Genomic DNA, 24,159 nt, shown 5'->3' with positions numbered 1-24,159 from the left:
TTACGGGTGAGGCATTATATGTTGAAAGGAAATTTAGTTAAATTTCGACGCTGGATAAATGATTCTGGCGCAGACACATATCAGCATGTTGGAAAGCGACAGTCAATAGTGAGATATCAGGGATCAAACTCAGATTCAGGGGTTGCAGAGGATCCGACCACTTTTGTTAAGCAGCTTGCGCGTGATAGAAGTGATCTAGGTGAAAGTTATATAAGAGAAATTTTACTAGACAGTGAAGCCTACTATCATGCAAACCCTGATGTTTATGCTTCGGGGATGGATGCTGTCGATCATTATTTTACTTATGGTGTGAAAGAAGGGCGAAAATATTTTCCTGTTTTGCGCTTTAGGGAGAGTCGAGACTTTTATATTTCGACAGGTCGCAAAGTGTTTTTTTCAAACGCTCCCAGTAGGGATGGGTCATTTAAGTATCGTTGCCTGTATCAGGGGCAGCGTTATTCTGGAAGTCTCGTTTATGATGGTAATACGAGGATTGATAAGATTGTCAGGGCGATATTCAATTGTAAGGTTCTTATTTTTTCTCGCCCTGAAAACATTGAGCTAACGAAATTTGTGATTTGTTTGGCAAAGAATGTTGGGGTTCAAGTCGAGTATGATTTTGATGACTTGCTGCTTCCCGAATATTCCGGTGCGCTCGGACATGTTAGGTCAAAGGTTAGCCAAGCGGAGCCCGCGAGACAGAATGCAATAAATAAAAGTGCTTTGCTCCCATTTGCTGATGGTTTTCGCTGTAGTACGAAAGTTATTGCAGAGCATTTTTTACGGCTTGGAAAGCCTACGGTAGTAATTCCGAACAAATTGCCCTCTTCAATGTTGGGGGATTCCAGTAAGCCAGCGGAAAGATTGTCGACAATTAGTGAGCGTAAGTTGAAGCTAATTTATCTTTCGGGGACCGCAACTCACAAAAAGGATTACTCGCTAATAAATGGTGTCTTGATTCGGCTTTTACAAGAGTGTCCCGACAAGATTTCTTTGACATTTTTAGGGAATACAGGTGTCAATATAGAACCGTTCAAAGTTTATTCTAGTGATGTAACTGTTGTAGGTCGTGTGAGCTTTGAGAGTATGCTAGATATAATTTCTGACCACGATCTGGCTTTAGTGCCACTAGAAAGTACTATTTTCAACGACGCTAAATCGAATATTAAATTTATTGAGGCCGGATCTCAGGGGGTTCCTGTAGTGGCTAGCCGAGTTGCTGAATTTAGATCGGTTATTGAACATGGTGTTAATGGATTACTTTGTAAGAGCCAAGAAGAGTGGTTGAGTGTGTTAATGGGGGTGTTGAACGGCTCTTATGATTTGGAGGCTATGTCTTATAGTGCTAGAGCTAAGGTTGCTCAAGAGTTTGTGATCTGAGGTTTATATGAATAATGAGATTTCTGCATTCTATCAGGCTAACCGTGTCAGCCCCCAAAAGTTTTTCCTATATTTAACAAATGGTCTTTCTCAGTTCGAGTTGGCGTTGCTGTCGGTTGTAGGGTCAAAGTATGACTACCTGATATATACAACGCTTGATTTGGCTAGCATTATCGATGATTTTAATGTTCCGAAAAATGTTACGGTTTCTGATGATTTCAGGAGTGTGAAAGCTCTCTTGTTAAATTGTGGTGGTGTAATAACGACTGTGGGGCACTTAAGTCCTGTGCTACCAGAAGGTTTTAGAAGCCTGGTGAAAGCAGTTGTCGCAGCTGAACTCCCGATTGTGGAAGTTCCACATGGTTTGTATCAGTGGGGATATAATCTGTCTGATGACTCAAAGGTTATAAAATTGGCCTCGAACACTTTTGGGGCTGGGCGGGAAGTTCCAACTTACGCAGATCACCAGATTACCTGGTTTGGTAATTTGGGTGTCGGATACCCAAGGAGTAGTGGTTCGTCGGTAAGGAAAGCTGGAGATTCCGTTGTTCCAGATTATGCAGTTATAACCACCAACACGAATTGGTATATGTATGGCGATGAGCATCAAAGATCGCTTATTCAAGCCATTTTCCAAAAGGCTAGAGTGAACAGCCACGAGCTCTTTATTTGGTGTATGCACCCCTCTGAAGTTGTAGGGAAAGGGGTGTTTTCTTATATAAATTCCTTTAAGCCAAGCAACTTATTTATATACGGTTTGACGGAGGATATATATTTCCACGGTTTGGACACTACGGAAGATGTTATCTCTAGAGCGAAGTATGGAATATCTACAGTCTCTACATGCTTGATCGACTATGAGAGGTTTGGTATTCCCGTACATGTCTTTCACACGAATAATTTGAGCGAGATATATGAAACTTTATCAGGGGTGAGTTTCTTTTCCAATGCTGAACAGCTAGTAGCCTCAAGTCCGTCGGTGCTTTCGACTAATCAGTTGAAAACATATGATGTGAAAGAATTTGACCGGTTACTGTCTAAGTTTTCAGGCTCGTATGCTGCCAACGAGAGAAAAAATAAACTTCTCCTTGGTATTTTGTGAGAGAGTGGTCTGGATTTCGGGAAATAACTGGTTGACATAAATATGCCTGTGTTCATAAAGGATGGTCGTAAAGTCTTATTTGTCCATGTTCCAAAAACAGGTGGTACATCAATCGAAGAACTTTTCACTCGGAATGGCTGGGTTATGAGTTTTTTTGATGGGGGGGGGCGGGGCTCGGTTAATTCGGTATTAAAATGCTCGCCCCAGCATTTCCACTCTGAAATTTTAGCTTCTGTGTTCGAGTTGTCCAAGTTTGACGCTGTGTTCATGTTGGTAAGAGAGCCGTTGAGTAGGTTGGTAAGTGAATTTAACTGGCGGCGCCAGCATGCCTTGATAGCGAGTAGCAGTGATCTTAATGAATGGATTCAGCAGGCAGTTGGTAACTATAAATATAACCCTTACATTTTTGATAACCACATCAGACCTCAGTGGCACTTTGAATTGCCGGGAGCTCAGGTTTTTCAATTGGAGCAGGGTATGTCAGAAGTTGTTCTGTGGTTGTCAGAGACGCTTGAAACTGAATTTTCTGGCGAGGGTGTTTGGGAAATGCGCAGTGATGAAAGTGGAGTGGTTACTGTGGATGACTTGTCGGATGATACGATGAAACTTTTGCGCGATTTTTATTCGGCAGACTATGTAAAGTTTAAATATTGATTTATAAAATCCTTAATCGCGGGTATTGCCCTTTTACTTTTTGGGGCATTGTTGGTGTCTGCGTGTTAAAGGAATAAATCATGCGTAGCGATCCGTAGGGGTTTTTTTAAATAATTTGCGAAAGTGGGATGCACTCCTTCATATGGAGGTTAGCTTTTATTTGAAGCGTGTGTTTTTCAGTATTTTGCGTACGCGTAATAATTGCTTTATTGCTTTATTGCTTTATTGCTTTATTGCTTTGTTGCTTTGTTGCTTTGTTGCTTTGTTGCTTTGTTGCTTTGTTGCTTTGTTGCTTTGTTGCTTTGTTGCTTTATTGCTTTATTGCTTTATTGTTTGGTTGTAGTTTTAATGCATTGATTGAGTTTTGGTATGAAAATGGAAAGTTTGTGTAACCAGTTACCATTTACGCTTTTTGGTGGAATTAATGTTTTAGAGGATTTGAGCTCCACTATGTTTGCATGTGCAGAGTATGTTCGTGTGACAAGCAAGCTTGGTATACCGTTCGTTTTTAAGGCTTCTTTTGATAAAGCGAATCGCTCATCTATAAAGTCTTATCGAGGAGTTGGTTTGCAAGAGGGAATGGAAATTTTTGAGGCAGTGAAACGGGAGTTTGATGTAAAAGTTATAACAGATATTCATGAAGTTGAGCAGGTTTCGGCCGTTTCTGAAGTGGTTGATGTTATACAAGTACCGGCATTTCTAGCGCGCCAAACAGATTTGGTAGTAGAGGTTGCTCGCTCAGGAAAGCCAATTAATATAAAGAAACCACAGTATTTAAGCCCGACACAAGTTGGAAATATTGTTGAGAAGTGTCGTGAGGCTGGAAATAGCCAGGTCATCTTATGTGAGCGAGGTACATGCTTTGGTTATGATAACCTTGTTGTAGATATGCTTGGCTTTAAAAAAATGAAGGACGCTTCCGGTAATTGTCCAATTATTTTTGATGTAACCCACAGCCTGCAAATGCGTGATCCTATGGGGGCGGCTTCTGGAGGTCGTCGAGCTCAAGTTCTTGAACTGGCGCGAGCGGGCATGGCTGTGGGCCTGGCTGGACTATTCTTGGAGGCCCATCCTGATCCAGACAAGGCTCGTTGCGATGGTCCAAGCGCATTGCCATTAAGTAAATTGGAGCCTTTTCTTGTTCAGATTAAGGCTGTAGATGATTTAATAAAGTCTTTGCCTAAGCTAGAAATACAGTAAATATGCGAGATAAATATACTGGAATTAAGCTGGTCCTATTTGATGTTGACGGCGTATTAACTGACGGTAGTTTGAATGTCAGCTCTGAAGGCGAAATCTATAAACAGTTTAATGTTAAAGATGGTGTGGCCATTGCTTTGTTGAAAGCACATGGTATTAGAGCCGGAGTGGTATCAGGCAAGCGCAGTGCTGCATTGGACTACCGGTGCGAACAGCTGGCACTCGATGTTGTTATTACTGGGTGTTCCGATAAGCTTAGTGCTGCGCAACAGCTCGTGTCTGAAATGAATATTGAGCCATCCCAGATTGTCTTCGTTGGAGATGACATAATTGATCTTTCGTTAATGGATTTTGTAGGTGTTAGTTACTCCCCTGCGGATGGCCATGTGCTGGCAAAGAAGCATGCGAGTATCATTTTAGAATGTCCCGGCGGTGCTGGAGTCGCGCGCGAAGTCGCAGAGCATATTTTATTCAGCAGGGGGTTCTCTCTCGAGGAAATGTACCAGCCGCTGCTGATAAAAGATGAAAGAAGCATGGTGGTACAGTAAGGTGAAAAAAACTACTGTAAGAGTCATTATTCCCGCACGCTTTTCTTCCACCCGCCTACCAGGCAAGCCGCTTTTAGATATTGCGGGTACACCGATGGTTGTACGTGTTTTTCAGCAAGTTAGATCCGCATCATTCGCCGATTCAATTGTCGTTGCTACAGACGATGAAAGAATTATGCGGGTTCTTGAGGCGCACTCCATTCACGGTGTTTTAACTGACCCACGACACGAGTCTGGGACAGATCGAGCTTCGGAAGTAGGTGCCATTCTCGGTTGGTCTGGGGATGATTGCATAATAAATGTTCAGGGGGATGAGCCGTTAATTCCAGTAGATTTGTTGGCATGTTTTGCAGATTTCTGCCTCAAGTTGACGGGTTTAGAGATGGCCACGGTATCGGCTCCGATTTCTAATTCGAAAGAATTGGTGGATCCTAACGTGGTGAAAATCGTGTCAAATGTAAGAGGCGATGCTCTTTATTTTTCTCGTAGCCCAGTTCCTTATGTGCGAGATTTTTCGAGCACTCAGGATTGGCCGCTTGAACATTTTCGGAGGCATGTTGGCATTTATGCCTATAAATATGAGATTCTTGCATCTTTGTCCGAAATTCCTGTAGACACGGTGGAGTCTTTGGAAAAATTAGAACAGATGAGAGCTCTCCGAGAAGGTGTCAGAGTTAGTGTTTTTGATTGGCACTCCTGCCCCCCTCATGGTGTTGATACGTATTCTGATGCTGAATCAGTAGTTAAGTTGTTTTTGGCGCAAAAATGAAAATGTTGGGTTATAAGTCAATAGCGAAAGATGTATTTGATATCGAGGCTAACGCGGTACGTGCATTGGCTGGAAAAATAGATGTGAGCTTTGAAGACGCTGTCTCGCGAATTTTAGAGTCTAAAGGCCGGGTAATTATTTGTGGGATGGGAAAGTCAGGGATTATTGGGAAAAAGATCGCTGCGACTTTAGCGAGTACCGGAACACCCAGTTTCTTCATGCATCCCGGTGAAGCGTACCACGGCGATTTAGGTATGGTTACGCCGGGTGATGTATTCCTGGCGATTTCGAATTCCGGTGAAACAGATGAGGTTCTGAAGTTAATCCCTTTTCTCAAGGATAACGGCAATTATTTAGTCTCGATGACCGGCAATCCATGCTCTACTTTGGCTAGAGCGTCAGACAGCCATTTAGATATAGGTGTAGAAGCAGAGGCGTGTCCACTTCAGCTGGCTCCCACAGCATCAACAACTGCGACTTTGGCAATGGGCGACGCTCTGGCTGTAACGTTGATGAAAGCAAGGGGCTTTCGGCCCGAGGAATTTGCGCGTTTTCATCCTGGCGGTTCACTGGGGCGTCGTTTGTTGGCGAGGGTGGATGAAGAGATGGAAGACGGAGATCTTCCATTTGTTGATAGTGATGCTTCAGTAACTGAAATCATTAATGCAATGAGCCGCGGACGACTCGGGCTTGCCATAGTGAATACGGGAGATAAGTGCGGCGTTGTTACAGATGGAGATATCAGACGGGCGGTTGAATCCTATGGCGTTGGAATTTTTGAAGTACGGGCAGAAGATTTTATGTCTGCAGACCCGATAATTATTTCTAAGGGGACGCGGGTGGAAGATGCGATTAAATTAATGGATTCTCGAAAAATTACGTCAGTGCTTGTTGCTGACAACGGTAATGTAGTAGGTGTGTTTAAAAAGTAATTTAAATATTTGGGGGCAGAGTAGACTTTTGGCGTGAATTTGGCTGTTTTAGATTTGAGTGATTATCACCCGTGAACTCCGTTCGTTATTTCTTTGGTGAATTGCGCCGCTGGGTTAAGCGTCGTCAGCGCTGTGATTTGATTCCTCTGCAGGGATGTCGTCCTGCTGAGGGACGTTGGCAGTGTGTTGGTTCTGACCCAGCGTTCCGTGTTGTGCCAGAATCGGGTCTTTTGCCCCGAGGCTGGTACTTGCTCGAAATTCTGGCGAGTGCAGATTTAGGAGCCCTTCCCAGTAAGCTCTACGCGGATTACGGTCATGGCTTTAAAGAGGTGGAATCATTTTCGCTGCCCCTTGAGCCCGGCCGCCTGAACAAGCGACTCTGCTATTTCCCGTCGCGCGCCCACTCCCTGCGCTTTGATCCCTGTGATTTTCCCGCACAGATCCAGGTCCAGCAGTTTGTGCTGGCCAGGGTAACCCGTGGCTTCGCGGTGCGCAGTATGGTGCGCAAGCTGGTGAATGCGAGTTTGGCCAAATCTGTGTCAATCGCAAAGTCGTTGGGGTGGGAGGCGCTGTGGGAGGAGTACAACGCCTTGTTCGTGCAGCGCTCACTGTCCGGCTATGAGGCGCAATTGGCGCGGGAGCGCACGGTGTACGCCCAGCCGAATGTCGCGCTGCGGTTGAATTCGCTGTCAGGTAAGCCGCGCATCTCTATAGTTGTGCCGGTATTCAATCCGCCCATCCAGCACCTGCAATCCTGCCTGGATTCTGTGCTTGCTCAGTCTTACCCACACTGGGAATTATGCATTGCCGACGATGCCTCCACGGATCCTGCCGTGGCAGAGACATTGAAGCGGTATGCGGCGAGGGATCGTCGTATCCAGTTTGTTCAGCGTGAGGAAAATGGTCATATCTGTGCGGCCAGTAATTCGGCATTGGCTCTCGCCGATGGTGACTTTGTGGCGCTACTGGACCACGACGATTGCCTGTTCGAGTACGCCTTGCTGGAGGTGGCATCTGCTATTCAGGCAAACCCCGGGGCAGAGCTGCTGTATTCCGATGAAGATTTTATCGATGAAGAGGGCCGCCGCTTTGCACCCCACTACAAACCGGACTGGAATCCGGCGCTGGTGCTCTCTCACAACTACGTTACCCATCTTGCGGTGTACCGTCGTTCCCTGATTCAGGCGGTGGGTGGTTTCCGCGAAGGGGCCGGTGTCGAGGGGGCGCAGGATTACGACCTGCTGCTGCGTTGTTCTGCACGACTGTCATCGGAGCAGATCGTGCATATCCCCAGGGTGCTGTATCACTGGCGGGCTCACGCTGGGTCCACGGCACTTGGTTCTGAGCAGAAATCTTACACCTCGGCGGCGGGGCGGAAGGCGCTGCAGGACTTTCTGGATACATGTGAAATCGCGGGCAGCGTCCAGGAAACGGACGATGACAATCTCTATCGGGTTGAATACCCGTTGAATAATGAGCCTCTCGTCAGTCTGCTGATCCCAACTCGGGATATGCTGGCGGTGGTACGGCCCTGTGTGGAGTCGATTCTGGAGCGTTCGACCTATCAGAACTTTGAGATACTGATACTGGATAACCAGAGTACAGAGCCGGAGACGCTGGCTTGGTTTGCGCAGGTACAGCACGACGCTCGCATTCGGGTATTGGCCTATGACCGGCCGTTCAACTATTCCGCCATCAACAATTTCGGTGCGGCCAATGCCCGTGGTGATATTCTCGGTTTGATTAATAACGATGTGGAAGTGATTACCCCCGGCTGGATTGAGGAGCTGACTTCGCTTGCTCAGAAGCCGGAGAACGGTTGCGTCGGCGCATTGTTGTATTACCCGGACGACACCGTGCAGCACGCCGGTGTGATTCTGGGGCTGGGCGGCTACGCGGCCCATTCTCACCGCGGGTCACCACGGGGCAGTCAGGGTTATTTCAATCGCCTGAAGGTGCGCCAGAACCTGAGTGCGGTGACCGGCGCCTGCTTGTTTGTGCGTAAGGCCACCTATGAAGAGGTGGGCGGGCTGGATGAGGCCTATACCGTGGCCTATAACGATGTAGATTTCTGCCTACACGTTCAGGCGGCCGGCTATTTGAACGTATTTACGCCGTTTGCCGAGCTTTACCACCATGAGAGCAAGTCTCGCGGGCAGGAGGATACCCCGGAGAAGATTGCGCGCTTTGATGAGGAAAAAGCCCGCCTGGCAGAGCGGTGGGGCGCGCTGTTGCAGCGGGACCCGTATTACAATCCCAATCTCACCCATTCGCGTGAGGATTTTTCCCTGAGGGAGGTGGTTTGATGGACCCTTTGGTTTTTGTACATGTGCCCAAGACGGCCGGTACCAGCTTTCGGTTTGGTGTAGATCAGGTTCTGGGTGCTGAGCGGGTCGTGCGTGATTACGGCCCCGAGTCACCAGAAACCAGTGCCATTGTGCGCGACTGGGTTCTGGGCGAGCGCGACCTCTGGCAGTTTTGTCGAGCGTTTGATGACAGTGGCTTCCAGTTTATAACGGGCCACTTTAACGCCCAGAGATATGTCCCAGCTTTTGGTTTGCAGCGGTTTATCACGTTTCTGCGGGACCCGGTACAGCGCGTGTACTCGGAGTATCAGCATTTTGTACGCCACTACGAATACAAGCACGACTTCCCGACATTTTATCGCTCAGCGCCATTCATTAATCGGCAGCTCAGAATGTTCGATAATATCGCCTGGCCTGCGCTGGGTATGATCGGGTTTACCGAGCACTACCCAGAGTCACTAGAATTTATTCAGGAAAAGTTCGGGTTGGCCGTTCCGGTGCTTGAAGAGAACAAGGGCCGCGAAAAGGTTGAGGAATACGCGATTCCGGGTGCGCAGCTTGAGGAAATGGCGGAGATCAACCAAAAGGAAATACGCTTTTACCGCGCGGCGCTGGAACAGTTCCAGTGGCGCTGGGAGCTGAAAAAGGCGGGCAAGCCTTTTACTATGGGCGAAGTACGCGAGATTCATAACGGCAAGCTCCACGGTTGGGCGGCCTCCGAGGTAGGTGATGCCCCCGTCACTATCGAGGTGTTGGTAAATGGTGCCGTGCATTCCACGGTTGTGGCGAGGCTGGATCGCCCCGGCTTGCGTGGGCAGGGCGTGCTGCGCAACGGCCAGGTGGGGTTTGTTGCCGAGCTGCCGCAGCCTGCAAAGGGGCTGGATGTGATTTGTCGGGTTGAAGAGACCGGGCAGGTACTTCCGAATAACGCCCTTCACTCCTGATGTCGCAGAGCTTTATGAGGCCGTTACGAAGTTTCGTGCGGTTGCAGCCCAGTACTTTATCTCCATTGGGGGGGGATAAGAAGTCCGCGATGGCTTGGCATGGCCGCCTGCCCGGCAAAGGCTGGTATATGCTCGAGTTCCAATTGGCGGAAGCCACGGGAGCCCGGCATCTGCTATTGCGGGTGGACTGTGGTAACGGCTTTGACCCTGCACTCTCGGTGACCTTGCCGCTTCGCCAGGGAAAGGTAGCCAAACGGATCTGTTTTTTCCCAGCGCGGGTGCGGGCCGCGGAGCTGGAGATTATTGGCTCGGGTGACGCCGGTACGAATGAACCAGACCCTGCGGCTGGTTATCAGGTTTCCCACTGCTGCCTCGCCTGGCTGGCTCCTCACTTTGCTCGCGATCGACTGTGTCAGCGCCTGGCTAATATGCACCGCAATTTTCGCGGGCAGTCCAGTCGTGCGGTAAGCAAAGCCCTGAAGCGGGAAGCGACTGAACACGGGCGTAGCTGGCGTTCGGTAGCGTTGATGCATTATTCGGAAACTTTTCACAAGCGCTGCCCTGAGACTGGTTACGCGGAGTGGTTGGCTCAGGTTGAAGTAGGGCAGTTCCCCCAGAGTGAAGATGTTGCGGCTCTTGCCGCCAGCGAGCCGCCGCCGGCACTATTCACACTTCGCTTACGGGTGGCTTCACACACGCTAGATTCGGCTTGGCCGGCATTACGGTCATTAAAGTCGCAGTCCTACCCCCACTGGCGCCTGTATTTAGAAGTCAGTGCTGACTTACTTGCCGCGCCCAGCCCTGCTCTTACTCGTTTACAAGAGGCCGCACTGGGTGATAAGCGTGTCATATTGCAGGAACGGGGAGGGGGGCTCTCCGGACAACGCTTATGCACTTCCGAGGAATCTGCGGATACCCACTTTGTGTCCGAGTTACCTCCGGTCGGTCGCTTGCATACCCATGCACTTTATTTCGCGGCGAAGGCAATTGCACAAAACTCTGGTCTGCAACTGCTGTATACAGACGCCGATACGCTGAACCGTGCAGGCGGCCGCGAGGCACCGCTGTTCCGGCCCGCCTGGAATCCAGACTTGTTGCTTGTAAGCAGCTATGTGGGTCAGTGCTGCTTTTTCCGCAGGGAATTATTGCAGCGCATTAGTCGCGGCTTCCCAGCCGCCAAGGAAGTCACCATTTACGGTGCTTTGTTACGGTGCCGTGAGTTGCTGACTGCGGATGACGTAAGCCATATCCCTCGGGTTCTATACCACCAAAAGGTGATACCGGTTGCGGACCAGCAGTTGCTGGAGTCTGCGGAGAAAAACGCACTGAAGCACTACCTGGCGGACGCAGGTATTCAGACTGAGCTGGAGGGTTGGCAATCTACTGAGGTACAGGGCACACCCTCGGCTCGTCTTCGCTGGGCGATACCGAAACCGGAGCCGATGGTCAGCCTGCTGGTGCCGACACGGGATGGTGTGGATATTCTCCGCCAGTGCGTGGATTCCATTCTTCAGAAAACCGAGTATCCCAATTACGAAATCCTGATACTCGACAACCAGAGCCGATGCTCGGAAACCCTAGTGTATTTCCAGGAAGTGCAGCGCGATTCGCGAGTGCGGGTTTACCAGTGGAACCACTCATTCAACTATTCGGCGATCAACAATTTTGGTGCGACTCTGGCACGGGGCTCCGTTCTGGGGTTGATCAACAACGATATCGAGGTTATTACTCCGGGCTGGCTGTGTGAAATGGTGGCTCATGCTTGCCGGGAAGAGATTGGGTGTGTGGGCGCCAAACTATATTACGGCAACGATACCGTTCAGCACGGTGGTGTAATTCTTGGAATTGGTGGAACCGCCGGCCACAGCCATAAATATGCCCGGCGCGACGCTGCGGGCTATATGGGGCGCTTGCAGGTGGTGCAGAATCTGTCTGCGGTCACCGGTGCCTGCTTGGTGTTGCGCAAGTCGGTGTTTGAACAGGTTGGCGGCCTTAATGAGGCCGATCTGGCGATTGCCTATAACGATGTGGATCTCTGTCTGAAAGTCCGCGAGGCAGGTTATCGTAACCTGTGGACGCCATATGCAGAGCTATATCATCACGAATCGGTTTCCCGCGGTGCTGATGACACCACGGCAAAGCGCCGTCGCGCGCAGCGTGAGGCTGATTACATGCGCAGACGCTGGGGCGATCAGCTGGATACAGATCCTGCGTATAATCCCAACCTTACCCTGATCCACGAAGACTTTTCTTTGGCGTGATGGGAAGCGCGCACAAAAGGAAAATTAATAGAGCAGCTAGCGCTGTATATCTGTGGCACTTATATGACACTCAGTCAGTCAGCGGTAGCTGTTATTTTTATAGCGGTAATCGCGCTTCTTGTATTCACCCGCTTTAGACCATCTCTCGTCTTTGCCTCTGGCGCCGCAGTCTGCTTTTTGACCGGTCTGGTGCCGGCAGAATCGGTACTGCAAAAAGCGGTCAACCCCGGGCTGGTCACACTGGTCGCGCTGATCCTGGCATCGATTGGTCTGGAAAAAGCCAGCTGGCTGCGCCTGGTGTCCGACCGGCTGATCAACGGTTCTCTGACGAGCAGCCTGGTTCGCCTTACCGGCGCGACGGCGCTGAGCTCTGCATTTCTGAACAACACCGCAGTGGTGGCTGCGCTGGCGTCCAGCGTCAAGAAGCAGCGCCGCTACCCCGCGGGCAAATTGCTGATTCCGCTTTCCTATGCGGCCATTCTCGGCGGTACCCTCACATTGATCGGCACCTCCACCAACCTGATTGTGAACAGCTTCGTGCTGGATCGCGGCCAGTCGGGGTTGGACTTCTTTGTGTTTTTGCCCGTTGGGCTGGCGGTATTGGTTGTGGGCCTGGTGGTGTTGTTGCTGTGCAATCGCCTGCTGCCCGAAGGGCGGGGTGTACAGGAGGCGATCACCGAATACCTGCTGGAGGCAGAGGTCGAGGAAGACTCTCCGCTTGATGGTAAAACTGTCGAGCAGAACGGGCTGCGGCAGCTGGAGACGCTGTACCTGGTGGAGATTGTACGTGGCCGTCGCACCATCAGCCCGGTGGCGCCCACCGAGATCGTAAAGTCCGGTGACAAGCTGATCTTCAGTGGTGATGTGCGGGATATAGGCCGCTTGCAGGATATCCCCGGCCTGCACCAGTTTGCGCTGGAGGACGAGCGACTGGAGCTCGATTTGATCGAGGTGGTGCTGACCCCGAGCTCCAGCATTGCTGGGGAAACCCTGAAGAGTTGCCAGTTCCGCACCCGCTTTGATGCGGCCGTGGTGGCCATACATCGCGGTGGTGATCGTCTGCCGGGCAAGCTGGGTGAAAAGAGATTGCAGGCGGGAGATGCGCTGTTGCTGGCGGTAGGGCCGGACTTCAAGCATCACCGCAATATCGATAAGAATTTTTATGCAGTTAGCGATAATGCGGTGCAGCGCCAGCTCTCTCGCCGCGACAGCTGGCTGCTGGGGCTCGGGTTTATCGGCATGGTGGCCGGTGCCGCCATGGGGTATTTCTCACTGCTCAAGGGGCTAGTGCTGTTACTGGGCGGCATGATCGCTCTGGGTATTGTGAGCACTACCGAGTTGCAGCGCCGCTTCCCGTTCCAGATTTGGTTGATCATTGCCAGCGCACTGGTGCTGGCCGAGGCCTTTTCCAGCAGCGGCCTGGCAACGGCGCTGGCGGAAGGATTGCGCGGTCTGGTGCAAAGGGGGCGGCCCTTACCTGGCACTGATCGGGGTATTCTTTTTGACCCTGGCGATGACCGAGTTGATGACCAATAACGCTGCCGCGGCACTGGCTTTTCCCCTGACCTGGAGCCTGGCAGAGAGCTTTGGCGTAAGCTGGATGCCGTTCGTGATGGCGGTGGCCTACGCGGCCAGTGCCAGCTTCCTGACCCCGTTTGGCTACCGGGCCAACCTGATGGTGCAGAACCTGGGGGGCTACCACCTGCGGGATTTCGTGCGTGCCGGGCTTCCTCTGACGTTCGCCTACTCAATCACTGTTTTGATATTGTTGCCGCTGGTCTTCCCGTTTTAGCGGATTTGTACAAAAGTATTTTGGATATAGCCAGGTGAAACAGCGCGAGAATATCAGGCATATTGTTGTTGAAGAGGGGGCAAACCCATCTTCTGACTACTTCGTGCGGCCGTTCCTGAGTGGAGCCGGTGCGGATGTTGTTCGCTGTTCCTTTGCCCAGTTACCGTCTGCTGACCTGCTTGACGGTGCCATCGTCACATTTGTGCGTTATGTACCCCGCAATTGGCGGCAGCTGATCGAGCGGCATCGAGGCGTCATCCGGCAGCTGAATTACTTTATGGACGACGACCTGTTCAGCTGGCCAGCCTTTGCCCGCATGCCCCTGCGTTATCAATGGAAGTTGTTGCGCCTGAGCTGGCGGCACCAGTCCTGGTTACGGGCGATGGGCGCGAAGCTGCTCGTGTCCACCCCGTATCTTCAACAGCGCTATGCTGAGTGGCAGCCGCAGTTGCTGGCGCCGCAGGTGCCGGCGGGACTACTGCCGTTGCTGGGGCGGGACGATGTTGAGAGCTCTGGCTCTGCGCCGGTTACCGTTTTTTACCATGGCTCCGCCTCCCACGGTGCGGACTTGAAGTGGTTGCGTCCGGTGATCGCGCAGGTGCTGGCCGCGAACGAGCGCATTGTGTTTGAGGTGATCGGCAACAATGGTGTTAACCGATTATTTAGAGGTCTGCCCCGGGTACATGTGTTGTACCCGATGAAGTGGGATGCCTACCAGTTACTGCTGCAGCGCCCGGGCCGTAGTATCGGGCTGGCGCCATTGCTGGATTCACCATTTAACCGCGCCCGTGCGCACACCAAATTTCTCGATATCACCCTGGCCGGGGCGGTCGGTATTTATGCGGCCGGACCGGTGTACGGCGAGGTGGTGCGTCACCGGGAAAATGGCCTGCTGTTGCCAATGGATCAGGGTGCCTGGGCAGACTGTATTTTGCAGTTGGCTGCGGATGCGCCTTTCCGGGCGAAGATGTTGAGCGAGGCGCGCGCGTGTCTGTGATTGGTTACTGTGTCCGCGGGCTGAAGCGGATTCCCTATCTCGATGCGTTGCTGGAAGCGCCCAGTTACTGGTTCGCTCTGCGCCCGGCACAGGGCACTACGCATATTGCCGGTTGGGGGCGCAAGCCCACGGCGGCGCGCGCGCGCAGAATTGCGGCGGAGTCCGGGTTGCCATTTGTCGGCTTGGAAGACGGCTTTTTGCGCTCCTTGGGGCTGGGTGTGCAGGGTGCACCACTACATAGTCTGGTGGTTGATTACACCGGTATTTATTACGACGCGACCGCACCCAGTGATCTGGAGAATTTAATTCTTGCGGCGGATTTTTCTGAGGAAGCGCTCGAACGCGCACGGGCCTGCATAGAGTTGCTGTGCCAGCACCGCCTGTCCAAATACAACAATGCCCCGGATACGCCCGTCAACTGGCCGGATGACCGCCGCCGTGTGCTGGTGGTGGATCAGACCTTCGGCGATGCAGCGATTACATACGGTGCTGCGGATGCATCGACTTTCAGTCAGATGCTGGCATCAGCCATCGCCGATAACCCCGATGCGGAAGTGGTGGTGAAGGTGCACCCGGATGTGATCGCCGGTAAGAAGCGTGGCTACCTGCTGGATGCGGCACGCGAGCAGCAATGCCGTTTGTGGTCGGAGAATGTTTCCCCCTGGGCGTTGCTGGATGCAGTCGACAAGGTCTATGTGGCTACCAGCCAGTTCGGTTTCGATGCGCTATTGGCTGGCAAGCCGGTGGTCTGTTTCGGTCTGCCATTCTTTGCAGGCTGGGGGCTGACTGACGATGTGCAGGAGTGCGCGCGGCGTGGGCAAAACCGGTCGCTTGAGCAGGTATTCGCCGCGGCCTATTTGCACTATTGCCGCTACATCAATCCCTATACCGGTAAACGCTGCCAGCTTGAAGAAACCATTAGGCTGATCGGGGAGCAGAAGCAGCGCCACCAGAAACTTACTGGGCCCTGGTTGGGGTTGAATTTTTCTACCTGGAAGCGGGGTTTTGTGCCGGACTTTCTGGCGCGGCCGGAGCAAATGCAGTTCGCCGGAAATGATTCTGTCTCCATCACCAAAGCCGCACCAGGAACACAGGTGGTGGCCTGGGCCAGTAGTCTGCAGGAATCGGTGGTGGCCGCGTGCAAAAGATCGCGTTTGCCGCTGTGGCGGCTGGAGGACGGTTTTCTGCGCTCGGTGGGCCTGGGGTCAGATCTGGTGCGCCCGCTTTCCCTGGTGCTTGATGGGCAGGGTATTTATTACGATGCGACGCATCCGTCGGATCTCGAGTCGATTCTAAAAAACACGGAATTTGATCCTGCGCTCTGTGCGCGTGCGGCGGTATTACGCACGCTGCTGGTTAGCCGGCAATTGAGCAAATACAACGTGGGCGATCAGGCCCCGGCTCTGAATTTGCCGGAGGGGCGCACCACAATCCTGGTACCCGGGCAGGTGGAGAGCGATGCGTCCATCGCCCACGGATCCCCCTGGCTTAAAACTAACCGGCAATTGCTGGAGCAGGTGCGCCGGGCCAACCCGGAGGCATACATCATTTATAAGCCGCACCCGGATGTGCTGGCCGGCGGCCGGGTAGGCGAGCTGGCCGAGGACGGGAGCGAACTCTTCGACCAGCTGGTAACCGATACGCCGATGCCGACGCTGCTTGCCCAAGTGGACGAGTTGCATACGCTCTGCTCCCTGAGCGGCTTTGAAGCCTTGCTGCGCTCTATAAAGGTGGTGACTTATGGCCTGCCGTTTTACGCCGGTTGGGGATTGAGTGAGGACCGTTTGTTGAGCGGCGGTAACGAGGGAGCCCCGGCTGCGCTTGCGGAATTGGCGTCGGTGCGCCGCTGCCTGAGAGCGCGCGGCCGCAAGCGCAGCCTGGATGAGCTGGTCGCGGCGACGTTGATTCTGTATCCCACCTATGTGGATCCCTGCAGTGGGGATATTGTGGATGTGGAAACAGCGGTGCAGATATTGGAGGCCCAACGTAAACACGCGGATCAGCACGGGTGGCGACGGGCGCTTTACCGTATAGTGCGCAACCGGTTTTTCAGGCGTTAACCCCACAACAAAGTCACGGTCTGGTTTTACGTGAATACGAAGTTTTACAAAAAATTCTATCTATTGCCCAAATGGCTCCTTGAGCTGTTTTCCTGGGGCAAGAGCTTCAAAAACAACCCGATCATCGGCAGCTACTGGCTGAACCGCTGTGGGCTGCATATTGTCCGCATTGTGCTGGCGCACGGACTGTTCCGTTTCCGCCTTCTGTTGCTGTCGCCGCTGGTGCCGGCCGAAGACCGGCGCCACTTCCGCATATACGGCTTTATTCTTAAGCGCAACTTCCTTCCTGACGCCGACTTCAACAAACTGGCGCGTGAATTGCACAGCTATGAGGGAGATGTGCGGGAGTTTGTGGAAGGCACCACCCTAACCCAGCGGGTGTTCATTACCGGGGCTGAGCGGGAGCAGATGCCCGCAATGCGGTCGCTGATTGGGCACCCGAGGCTCGACCGCCTGATGCGCTACTGCTCGTCCAAGAACCGGCGCCCACTGTACTACGTGGAAAACCTGTGCAACCACGCCAATGTGGTGCCGAGGCCGGATCCGCAGCGGGATCTGCATGCGGATACTTTTCATCCCTGTGTAAAGGGGTGGCTGTATCTTGATGATACTGACGACAGCAACGGGCCCTTTGTGTATGTGCCAGGCTCCCATTGCCTGAGCTTGCGCCGTTTGAAGTGGGAGTACCGGCAGAGTCTGGAGGCCTGCAAGCGCGGTGACGCGCGGGATCCGGCGAGGTACTGGGACGGTTCATTCCGTGTCAGTGCGAAAGACCTTCAGGAAATGGGTTTTCAGCCGAAGGTGTTCCATGTGCCGGCGAATACGCTGTTGGTGGCGAACGTGTATGGCTTCCATCGCCGTGGGGAAGCGACGGAGAAGTCCCACCGGATGACGGTGTGGATGCAGGCCAGAGACAATCCGTTCAATCCGCTGTTTACCCTGTGGCCGGAGTCCACGGCGCGGGCATTTGAGTGGGGCTGGGCAAAGGTTTTGCAGAGGCTGGACCGCACCAAGCTCGCCAGTGGTGAGCAGCGAAATTTTGGTGGGAGATTCACCCGATAGCTCAAATTGTTACAACGTGGGACAAGACAAATATCTTGTATGCCTGTATAGTTTTGCGCCAATAATGCGCTGTCACGCACAATAAATGGCGAATTATGTTTAATTTTTGACCGCATTTGGTCGATTTAATTTTTTGGGGTGCGGGGGTTTCCCGCACACTTGTAGTGCCCCGGGGGGCGGCAACTTTTGCTGCGGGGCTAAGTGGGGATAAATGGCAGGGGTCGTATTCTTGCAAGGGCCGCATGGTCCTTTCTTTGCGCGTTGCGCCCGGTATTTTTCCGCGCGCGGTCTGGAAACACACAAGATCAATTTTAACGGTGGCGACCGCCTGTTCGGCTGGGCCGACCATCAGGTGAACTATTCCGGTGGCCAGGCTGGTTGGCCGGAGTACTTTGCCGGTTATCTGCGCCAGCACGATATCCGTGCCGTCGTTGTCTATGGTGATTGCCGTTACTATCACCGGGAAGCCCGCACCATTTGCGAAGAGCAGGGCGTTACCTTTTGGGCGTTTGAAGAGGGCTATCTCCGCCCGGATTTTGTCACCCTCGAGCAGGGCGGAGTCAATGGCTTTTCCGGTATCGACTGGACGCCGGAAGCAGTGCAAAGCTACCAGCCGCACAATCGGAGCGGCAAAATCCGCATTGGCCAGACCTTCTGGCACCGGGCGTGGTTTGCTATTGCTTACTACATCACCGCCCGGTTCCTTCGCCACAAATTCTCCGGGTATCGCCATCACCGCGCGCGCAGCTGGACGCAGGAAGCGGGCTGTTGGCTGAAAAGCTTTTACCGCAAGGGCCTGTATAAACTGACCCAGCGCAACTACCTCGCTGCGCTGACTGAGCGTCACAGCGGTGAATTTTACCTCTATGCATTGCAGACCCAGGACGATTTTCAGATCCGCGAGCACTCGGATTACGACAATCTTGAAGACTCGATTGGTGAAGTAATCCACTCATTCGCCCAGGGCGCCGCCGAGCACGAGTTGCTGGTGATCAAGCACCACCCGATGGATCGCGGTTTCTGCCACTACGGAAAATTGATCAACCGATTGGCGCGTGCGCACAAAGTGAAGGGCCGGATTGTTTACTGTCACGACCTGCATCTGCCAACGTTACTCGACCACGCCAAAGGGCTGATTACGATCAACAGCACCGTGGGTATTTCCGCGCTCTTGCACAGGGTGCCGACCATTACTCTGGGGCGCGCACTTTACGATCAGCCGGGGTTGACCCACCAGGGAACCCTCAGCGAATTCTGGCAATCGGCGCACCCGGTAGATTTTCAATTTTTCCGCAAGTTCCGCACCTACCTTTACGAGTGCACCCAGCTGGACGGCAGCTTTTCCAAGGATATGGACCATGCAGTCGAGCAAGCCTGGCTGCGTATGGCGCCGGTACTGGTGTCTGGCATAGAGCGCCCGGTTCCGCTGGTGGCCGATGAGGAAGAGTACCTCGCCGCCTGATGATCAAAAATTAAGCTGGCAGTCTGCCGCCAAACTGGTAGACTGCGCAGCCTCTTGTCCCCACCCGTCCGGAATGGCCTCGCGCCAACAAGGGCCCTCGAGCGGGACATTAGTCAAATGGGTAACAGACCTCCTCGCCACAGGCCCCTGTCTCTGAGTTGAATGAGCTTGAAATAGCCGGTGCTATTAATGGGCTTCTTCGCCTTGCCCTGCAATCGACAGTCGTGCGCTATGGTTATCCCCATGGGGTAAGCGCCGACTCGGCTCCTATGTACATTCAAGTGAACTCAATATGACCGATACTTCCGCACCTGCTGGTTTTGACCAGCTGGGCCTGCCTACGCAAATTCTCGAAGCCGTCACCAAGCTGGGTTATGAAACCCCGTCTCCCATCCAGTCACAGACTATTCCGTCACTGCTGGGTGGGCGCGATGTGCTGGGCCAGGCCCAGACCGGTACCGGCAAAACGGCCGCCTTCGCGTTGCCTCTGCTGGCGAACCTGGACCTGAAAAGCAAGCGTCCCCAGGCTCTGGTCCTGGCGCCTACCCGAGAGTTGGCGATTCAGGTGGCCGAGGCTTGCCAGTCTTACGCATCCAACCTCAAAGGCTTCCATGTAGCGCCTATTTACGGTGGCGCTGACTATCGCGGCCAGATTCAGCAGCTGAAGCGTGGTGTACAGCTGGTAGTGGGTACACCCGGCCGTGTAATGGACCACATGCGTAAGGGCACGCTGGACCTGTCTTCCCTGAAAATGCTGGTACTGGATGAAGCCGACGAAATGCTGCGCATGGGCTTTATCGACGACGTGAAATGGGTTCTGGAACAGATCCCCGACGAGCGCCAGATTGCACTCTTCTCCGCCACCATGCCGAAGGAAGTTGCGCGTATTGCCCGCGACCACCTGAACGATCCGGTGGAAGTAAAGATCAAGGTCAAGACCGAGACAGCCGACACTATCCGTCAGCGCTACTGGCCGGTAGGCGGCCTGCACAAGCTGGACGCACTGACCCGTATTCTGGAAGCAGAGCCGGTCGACGGCACCATCATCTTTGTGCGCACCAAGAACACTACCGTGGAGCTGGCCGACAAGCTCGCCGCCCGCGGCTTTGCCAGTTCCGCCCTGAACGGCGATATGGCTCAGAACCTGCGGGAGCAGGTGATCGACAAGCTGAAGAAAGGCAAGCTGGATATTGTAGTTGCCACCGATGTGGCGGCGCGCGGCCTGGACGTGAAACGTATCAGCCACGTGATCAACTACGACATCCCGTACGACACTGAAGCCTACATCCACCGTATCGGCCGTACAGGCCGCGCCGGTCGCGAGGGTGATGCGATCCTGTTTGTCGCGCCCCGTGAACGCCGTATGCTGCGCGTGATCGAACGAGCCACCAAGAAGCCCATCGAGCGTCTTGAGCTTCCAACTGCGAAGGCCGTGAACGCGTCGCGTATGGAGAAGTTCCGCGGTCGTATTAGCGATACCCTGGGCGGCCGTGAAGACCTGGCACCCTTCCGCGACCTGGTGGATCAGTACCTGTCAGAAAATGAAGTGGATCCGTTGGATGTGGCTGCTGCACTGGCCGCGATGGCTCAGGGCGACCAGCCGCTGCTGCTGGACGAGCGCGAGCCGAAACCGCGTGACTTTAATGACCGCAACGAGCGCGACGGCCGCAGTGATCGCCGTGAGCGTGGCGAGCGGGATGATCGCAAACGTGGTAAGAAGAGCTTTGACAAAGAAAAGCACGTTGGCCCGCCCGATGAAGGCAAGGAGCGCTTCCGTATCGAAGTAGGCCGCGAGCACGGTGTGCGCCCTGGCAGTGTGGTCGGTGCCATCGCCAACGAAGTGGATCTCGATAGCTCCTACATTGGCCGTATCGAAATCTACCCGGACTACACCACTGTGGATCTGCCGGAAGGCATGCCCCAGGAGATCTTCAACCACCTGAAGAAGGTCCGCGTAAACGGTCGGCCGATGAACATCGCCAAGTTCTCAGGGCAAGGCGGCGGTGACAAAGGTGGCAATGCCCCGTTCAAAGCTAAAAAGCGCACTCCGAAAAAGCCACGCGATTAAATTCGCGTTGTAAAAAAAGGGCACCAATTGGTGCCCTTTTTTGTGCCCGGTAGATTTGTGAGCACTTCCTGACTGATAACTGATAAACGCTATTCCAAGGCTAAGGTGGACATTGATGGGAATCAGTGCGCATTTTCAAAACGATTGCGGGTAAAAGTGTTGAGGTTTTGAGTGAAAAGGCCGTCTTGGTGTGGCGCGGAATAAAATTCTTGTTCGCACTGCACCCTGTGCGGTCACTTTCATACTTGCTTGCGCGCTTATTGAGCTAAGGAACTTTCGATGAGTATAAAAAACAAACGAATCGGTGGGTTGTTGGTAGGCACCCTCAGTTTGGTGCTTGCCGCATGCGGCGGTGGCGGAGGCAGCGGCGGCGGTGGGGAAGATGAGACACCAGGGCTGACCAATCAGCCCCCTGCCATCAGCCTTACTGCCATTTCGGTGCAAGAGGGGGCGGCGGCAACGCTCAAAGCGTCTGCGTCAGATACCGATGGCAGTATCGCTTCCTATTCTTGGGAGCAAAAATCAGGTGTTTCTCTGCAGCTCTCCGGCGTGGACACGGATACGGTGTCAATCACGGCGCCTGCCGTGGCGGAAGATTCCGAAGCGATACTTACCCTGACCGTCACTGATGATGATGGCGCTTCGGCGATGGAAGACGTTACGGTTACCGTTCTTGCTCAGGTAGTCAGTGTGACTGTGGAAGGCATAGTTGCTGGCAACTCCGTGGCTAATACGCAAGTGACGTTTAGTGTGGGTAGCCAGACATTTACGACCTCGTCTGATGCGAGTGGTGAATATGCTATTTCAATCGCCATTGACGATAGCCTGACTTCGGAAATGGTTCGAGCTGAAGTAACAAGCTCGAATACAAGCCTCAGGCTCGTTTCTCTGATGGGCGATATCCAAACCTTAGCCAATGCCGCTGGCGATGACGGTGTGTTGACACGCGCTGAGCACTCGCCCGTCGTCATCTCTAGCTTGACTACCGCACTGGCAGCGCAGTTAGAGCAGGGCGAACCTGGTAGTATTGCCAGTCAAGAAGCGCTGTCTGCCGGAAAGAAATTGCTGAGCGGTAGTAAGGTTCTCCACCTGGGTACGTTGCTCAAGCTTGTGCTGGAATATTCAAACTCTCCCGATGTTGTGATGCCACAGAGTACTCCGAATACGTATGCATTGGCTGCGGATCTCGAAGCCGCTTCAAAGCTGGCGAGTGATATCCAGAAGAGCAATATCGCGATTTATCAGGAAGCCTTGGGCGCACTTGTCGCTGACCAGAACCTGGTAACGCCAGCTCTCTCTGATATTTCTGTTATCGAAGATACCTACTACCTTACTTCCCCCAGCCTCAACCCGGCCCCATTTGATGGTACAGAACGTGCTCACGTCGGGTATCGCTTAAAAGTTGGGGCTGAAGGCAACGGTGAGTTATCCGGGTATCTTGGCGCAAACTCGATTAGCTGGGTGGTGACTTCTGCAGGTCTTGAAATTGACGGAGCTGATTTCGTTGTAAGAACCGAATCAAATTATCACGATGGCGTTGGCGCTATGGTTGAGGAAGAGCTGGTGGTGAAGCCGGTCCTGATCAACTGGCTCGATCACACAGCTGATATTGATTGGCTTTTGATAACCGCCGAGCAATTTACGCGATATCCGAATGGTGAATTCCCTTCTACTGAGCCGGTTCGTATCATTGATACTTCTTTCGCCATTCGTGATGCGGGCACTATAGGCATAGCTGAATCCCTGCAGATGGGGGTCGCATTGAGTATTCCGGTTCCGGCTTTACCGGGTGAAGTTACGGACCCGTCAGCAGAGAGTCCCGATGCCTACCTTGACGTGGAATCTGTTCAGCTTATTTTTGCCGGAAGTGTCGATACAGGCGGAAGTGTCACGATTAATATTGATTCAATTACAGGGTCGGGTGTTGCCAGTTCTACTCAGGTCAGTTCTGGGTGGACAGTGGAAGATAACGGGCACTTGCAGATTGCGAATGTCATGGGGTACCCACTGACGTTGGTGTTCCTGGGTGGAGAAAACCAAAGCTCTCCGTTGATTTTCACGGAAATTTCGGATGGGGCGGCGAAACGTTCCACCATTGGTAAAGCGTACCTGAAAGAAGCGCCAGCGTGGTCGCTGTCCTCTGCGGTGGGTATATACCGCTATCCGCTTGATTTTTTCACCCCGCTGTCGCCTTTCTGGTTTGAGGTAAATGCGGATGGTACTGCATTAACGATTTCAGGGTGGGACCAAAATTCTAATGGTGAGCTGACTGAGGATGAATTTTCGGTGATGCCTGGGCAGTGGAAAATTAATGAAGCTGGCAACCTGCTTATTCGGCGTTATTTCGATCCATCTTTTGGGTTCTGTCAGGCGGAAACCTGGGATCCGGCACCGAGTGAAGACTGCGTTCTTTACAACGAGCGAGAGTGGGTCGTGCATCAAAATATGAATGGCGTGGGCATGCGGCACTACCATCGTTTTTTTGCTGATCCTTTCCTGGATCGGTCAGCGGGTGTCCCGGCGGAGCACATTCTCAATTTCGGGACGATCTTTAATATCAACTTTGAGCGCGTAGCGGAGAGGCCTTTTCAGATCTCTACTATGTAGTATTTAAGTGCCAAG

At 53.0% G+C, this 24,159-nt stretch carries 18 protein-coding genes; all 18 read left to right on the top strand.

The annotated features are described in order from the left end of the window. Positions 1 to 18: 18 nt before the first annotated feature. The 18 genes from Q1A74_RS11165 (at position 19) to Q1A74_RS11080 (ending at position 24,144) form a co-directional block, all read left to right on the top strand. Positions 19 to 1,380 (top strand): glycosyltransferase, encoded by a 1,362-nt coding sequence (locus tag Q1A74_RS11165; RefSeq protein ID WP_299595807.1) that lies wholly within the window; start codon positions 19 to 21, stop codon positions 1,378 to 1,380. A gap of 7 nt (positions 1,381 to 1,387) precedes the next feature. After that, positions 1,388 to 2,482 (top strand): hypothetical protein, encoded by a 1,095-nt coding sequence (locus Q1A74_RS11160; RefSeq protein WP_299595805.1) that lies wholly within the window; start codon positions 1,388 to 1,390, stop codon positions 2,480 to 2,482. Between the two features lie 42 nt (positions 2,483 to 2,524). Then, positions 2,525 to 3,136 carry a sulfotransferase family 2 domain-containing protein gene (locus Q1A74_RS11155; protein WP_299595803.1) on the top strand — a complete coding sequence of 204 codons (612 nt, stop codon included), beginning with the start codon at positions 2,525 to 2,527 and terminating at the stop codon, positions 3,134 to 3,136. 369 nt (positions 3,137 to 3,505) lie between these two features. Next, on the top strand, positions 3,506 to 4,336 hold the full coding sequence (gene kdsA / locus Q1A74_RS11150; RefSeq protein ID WP_299595801.1) for a 3-deoxy-8-phosphooctulonate synthase: 831 nt from the start codon (positions 3,506 to 3,508) through the stop codon (positions 4,334 to 4,336). Positions 4,337 to 4,338: 2 nt separating this feature from the next. Beyond that, on the top strand, positions 4,339 to 4,884 hold the full coding sequence (locus Q1A74_RS11145) for an HAD family hydrolase (RefSeq protein WP_299595799.1): 546 nt from the start codon (positions 4,339 to 4,341) through the stop codon (positions 4,882 to 4,884). Further along, entirely contained in the window at positions 4,859 to 5,653 is a 795-nt protein-coding gene (gene kdsB, locus Q1A74_RS11140; protein ID WP_299595797.1) for a 3-deoxy-manno-octulosonate cytidylyltransferase, read from the top strand. Before Q1A74_RS11145 ends, kdsB begins: the two co-directional genes overlap by 26 nt. Further along, a complete protein-coding gene (locus Q1A74_RS11135; protein WP_299595795.1) occupies positions 5,650 to 6,585 on the top strand; it encodes an SIS domain-containing protein in 936 nt (311 codons plus the stop codon). Before kdsB ends, Q1A74_RS11135 begins: the two co-directional genes overlap by 4 nt. Positions 6,586 to 6,833: 248 nt before the next feature. Then, a complete protein-coding gene (locus Q1A74_RS11130; protein ID WP_299595793.1) occupies positions 6,834 to 8,891 on the top strand; it encodes a glycosyltransferase family 2 protein in 2,058 nt (685 codons plus the stop codon). Further along, positions 8,891 to 9,835, top strand: a complete 945-nt coding sequence (locus Q1A74_RS11125) for a hypothetical protein (RefSeq protein ID WP_299595791.1) — start codon at positions 8,891 to 8,893, stop codon at positions 9,833 to 9,835. The genes Q1A74_RS11130 and Q1A74_RS11125 overlap by 1 nt, the downstream gene beginning before the upstream one ends. An 89-nt stretch (positions 9,836 to 9,924) precedes the next feature. Then, a complete protein-coding gene (locus Q1A74_RS11120) occupies positions 9,925 to 12,096 on the top strand; it encodes a glycosyltransferase (protein WP_299595789.1) in 2,172 nt (723 codons plus the stop codon). 63 nt (positions 12,097 to 12,159) lie between these two features. Continuing rightward, entirely contained in the window at positions 12,160 to 13,632 is a 1,473-nt protein-coding gene (locus Q1A74_RS11115) for an SLC13 family permease (RefSeq protein WP_299595787.1), read from the top strand. Then, on the top strand, positions 13,610 to 13,888 hold the full coding sequence (locus Q1A74_RS11110) for a hypothetical protein (RefSeq protein ID WP_367275398.1): 279 nt from the start codon (positions 13,610 to 13,612) through the stop codon (positions 13,886 to 13,888). The genes Q1A74_RS11115 and Q1A74_RS11110 overlap by 23 nt, the downstream gene beginning before the upstream one ends. Positions 13,889 to 13,922: 34 nt before the next feature. After that, complete coding sequence (locus Q1A74_RS11105; RefSeq protein WP_299595783.1) at positions 13,923 to 14,885, top strand: glycosyltransferase family 1 protein; 963 nt, start codon at positions 13,923 to 13,925, stop codon at positions 14,883 to 14,885. Further along, positions 14,876 to 16,945 (top strand): capsular polysaccharide biosynthesis protein, encoded by a 2,070-nt coding sequence (locus Q1A74_RS11100; RefSeq protein ID WP_299595781.1) that lies wholly within the window; start codon positions 14,876 to 14,878, stop codon positions 16,943 to 16,945. Before Q1A74_RS11105 ends, Q1A74_RS11100 begins: the two co-directional genes overlap by 10 nt. 30 nt (positions 16,946 to 16,975) lie before the next feature. Then, complete coding sequence (locus Q1A74_RS11095) at positions 16,976 to 18,007, top strand: phytanoyl-CoA dioxygenase family protein (RefSeq protein ID WP_299595779.1); 1,032 nt, start codon at positions 16,976 to 16,978, stop codon at positions 18,005 to 18,007. A 229-nt stretch (positions 18,008 to 18,236) separates the two neighbouring features. Next, complete coding sequence (locus Q1A74_RS11090) at positions 18,237 to 19,469, top strand: capsular biosynthesis protein (RefSeq protein WP_299595777.1); 1,233 nt, start codon at positions 18,237 to 18,239, stop codon at positions 19,467 to 19,469. 292 nt (positions 19,470 to 19,761) lie between these two features. Beyond that, complete coding sequence (locus tag Q1A74_RS11085) at positions 19,762 to 21,537, top strand: DEAD/DEAH box helicase (RefSeq protein WP_299595775.1); 1,776 nt, start codon at positions 19,762 to 19,764, stop codon at positions 21,535 to 21,537. Positions 21,538 to 21,816: 279 nt separating this feature from the next. After that, complete coding sequence (locus Q1A74_RS11080) at positions 21,817 to 24,144, top strand: hypothetical protein (protein WP_299595773.1); 2,328 nt, start codon at positions 21,817 to 21,819, stop codon at positions 24,142 to 24,144. Positions 24,145 to 24,159 lie beyond the last annotated feature (15 nt).

This window comes from uncultured Microbulbifer sp., from assembly GCF_947504145.1.
Taxonomy (GTDB): domain Bacteria; phylum Pseudomonadota; class Gammaproteobacteria; order Pseudomonadales; family Cellvibrionaceae; genus Microbulbifer.
This window is presented reverse-complemented; position numbering and strand designations above follow the sequence as displayed.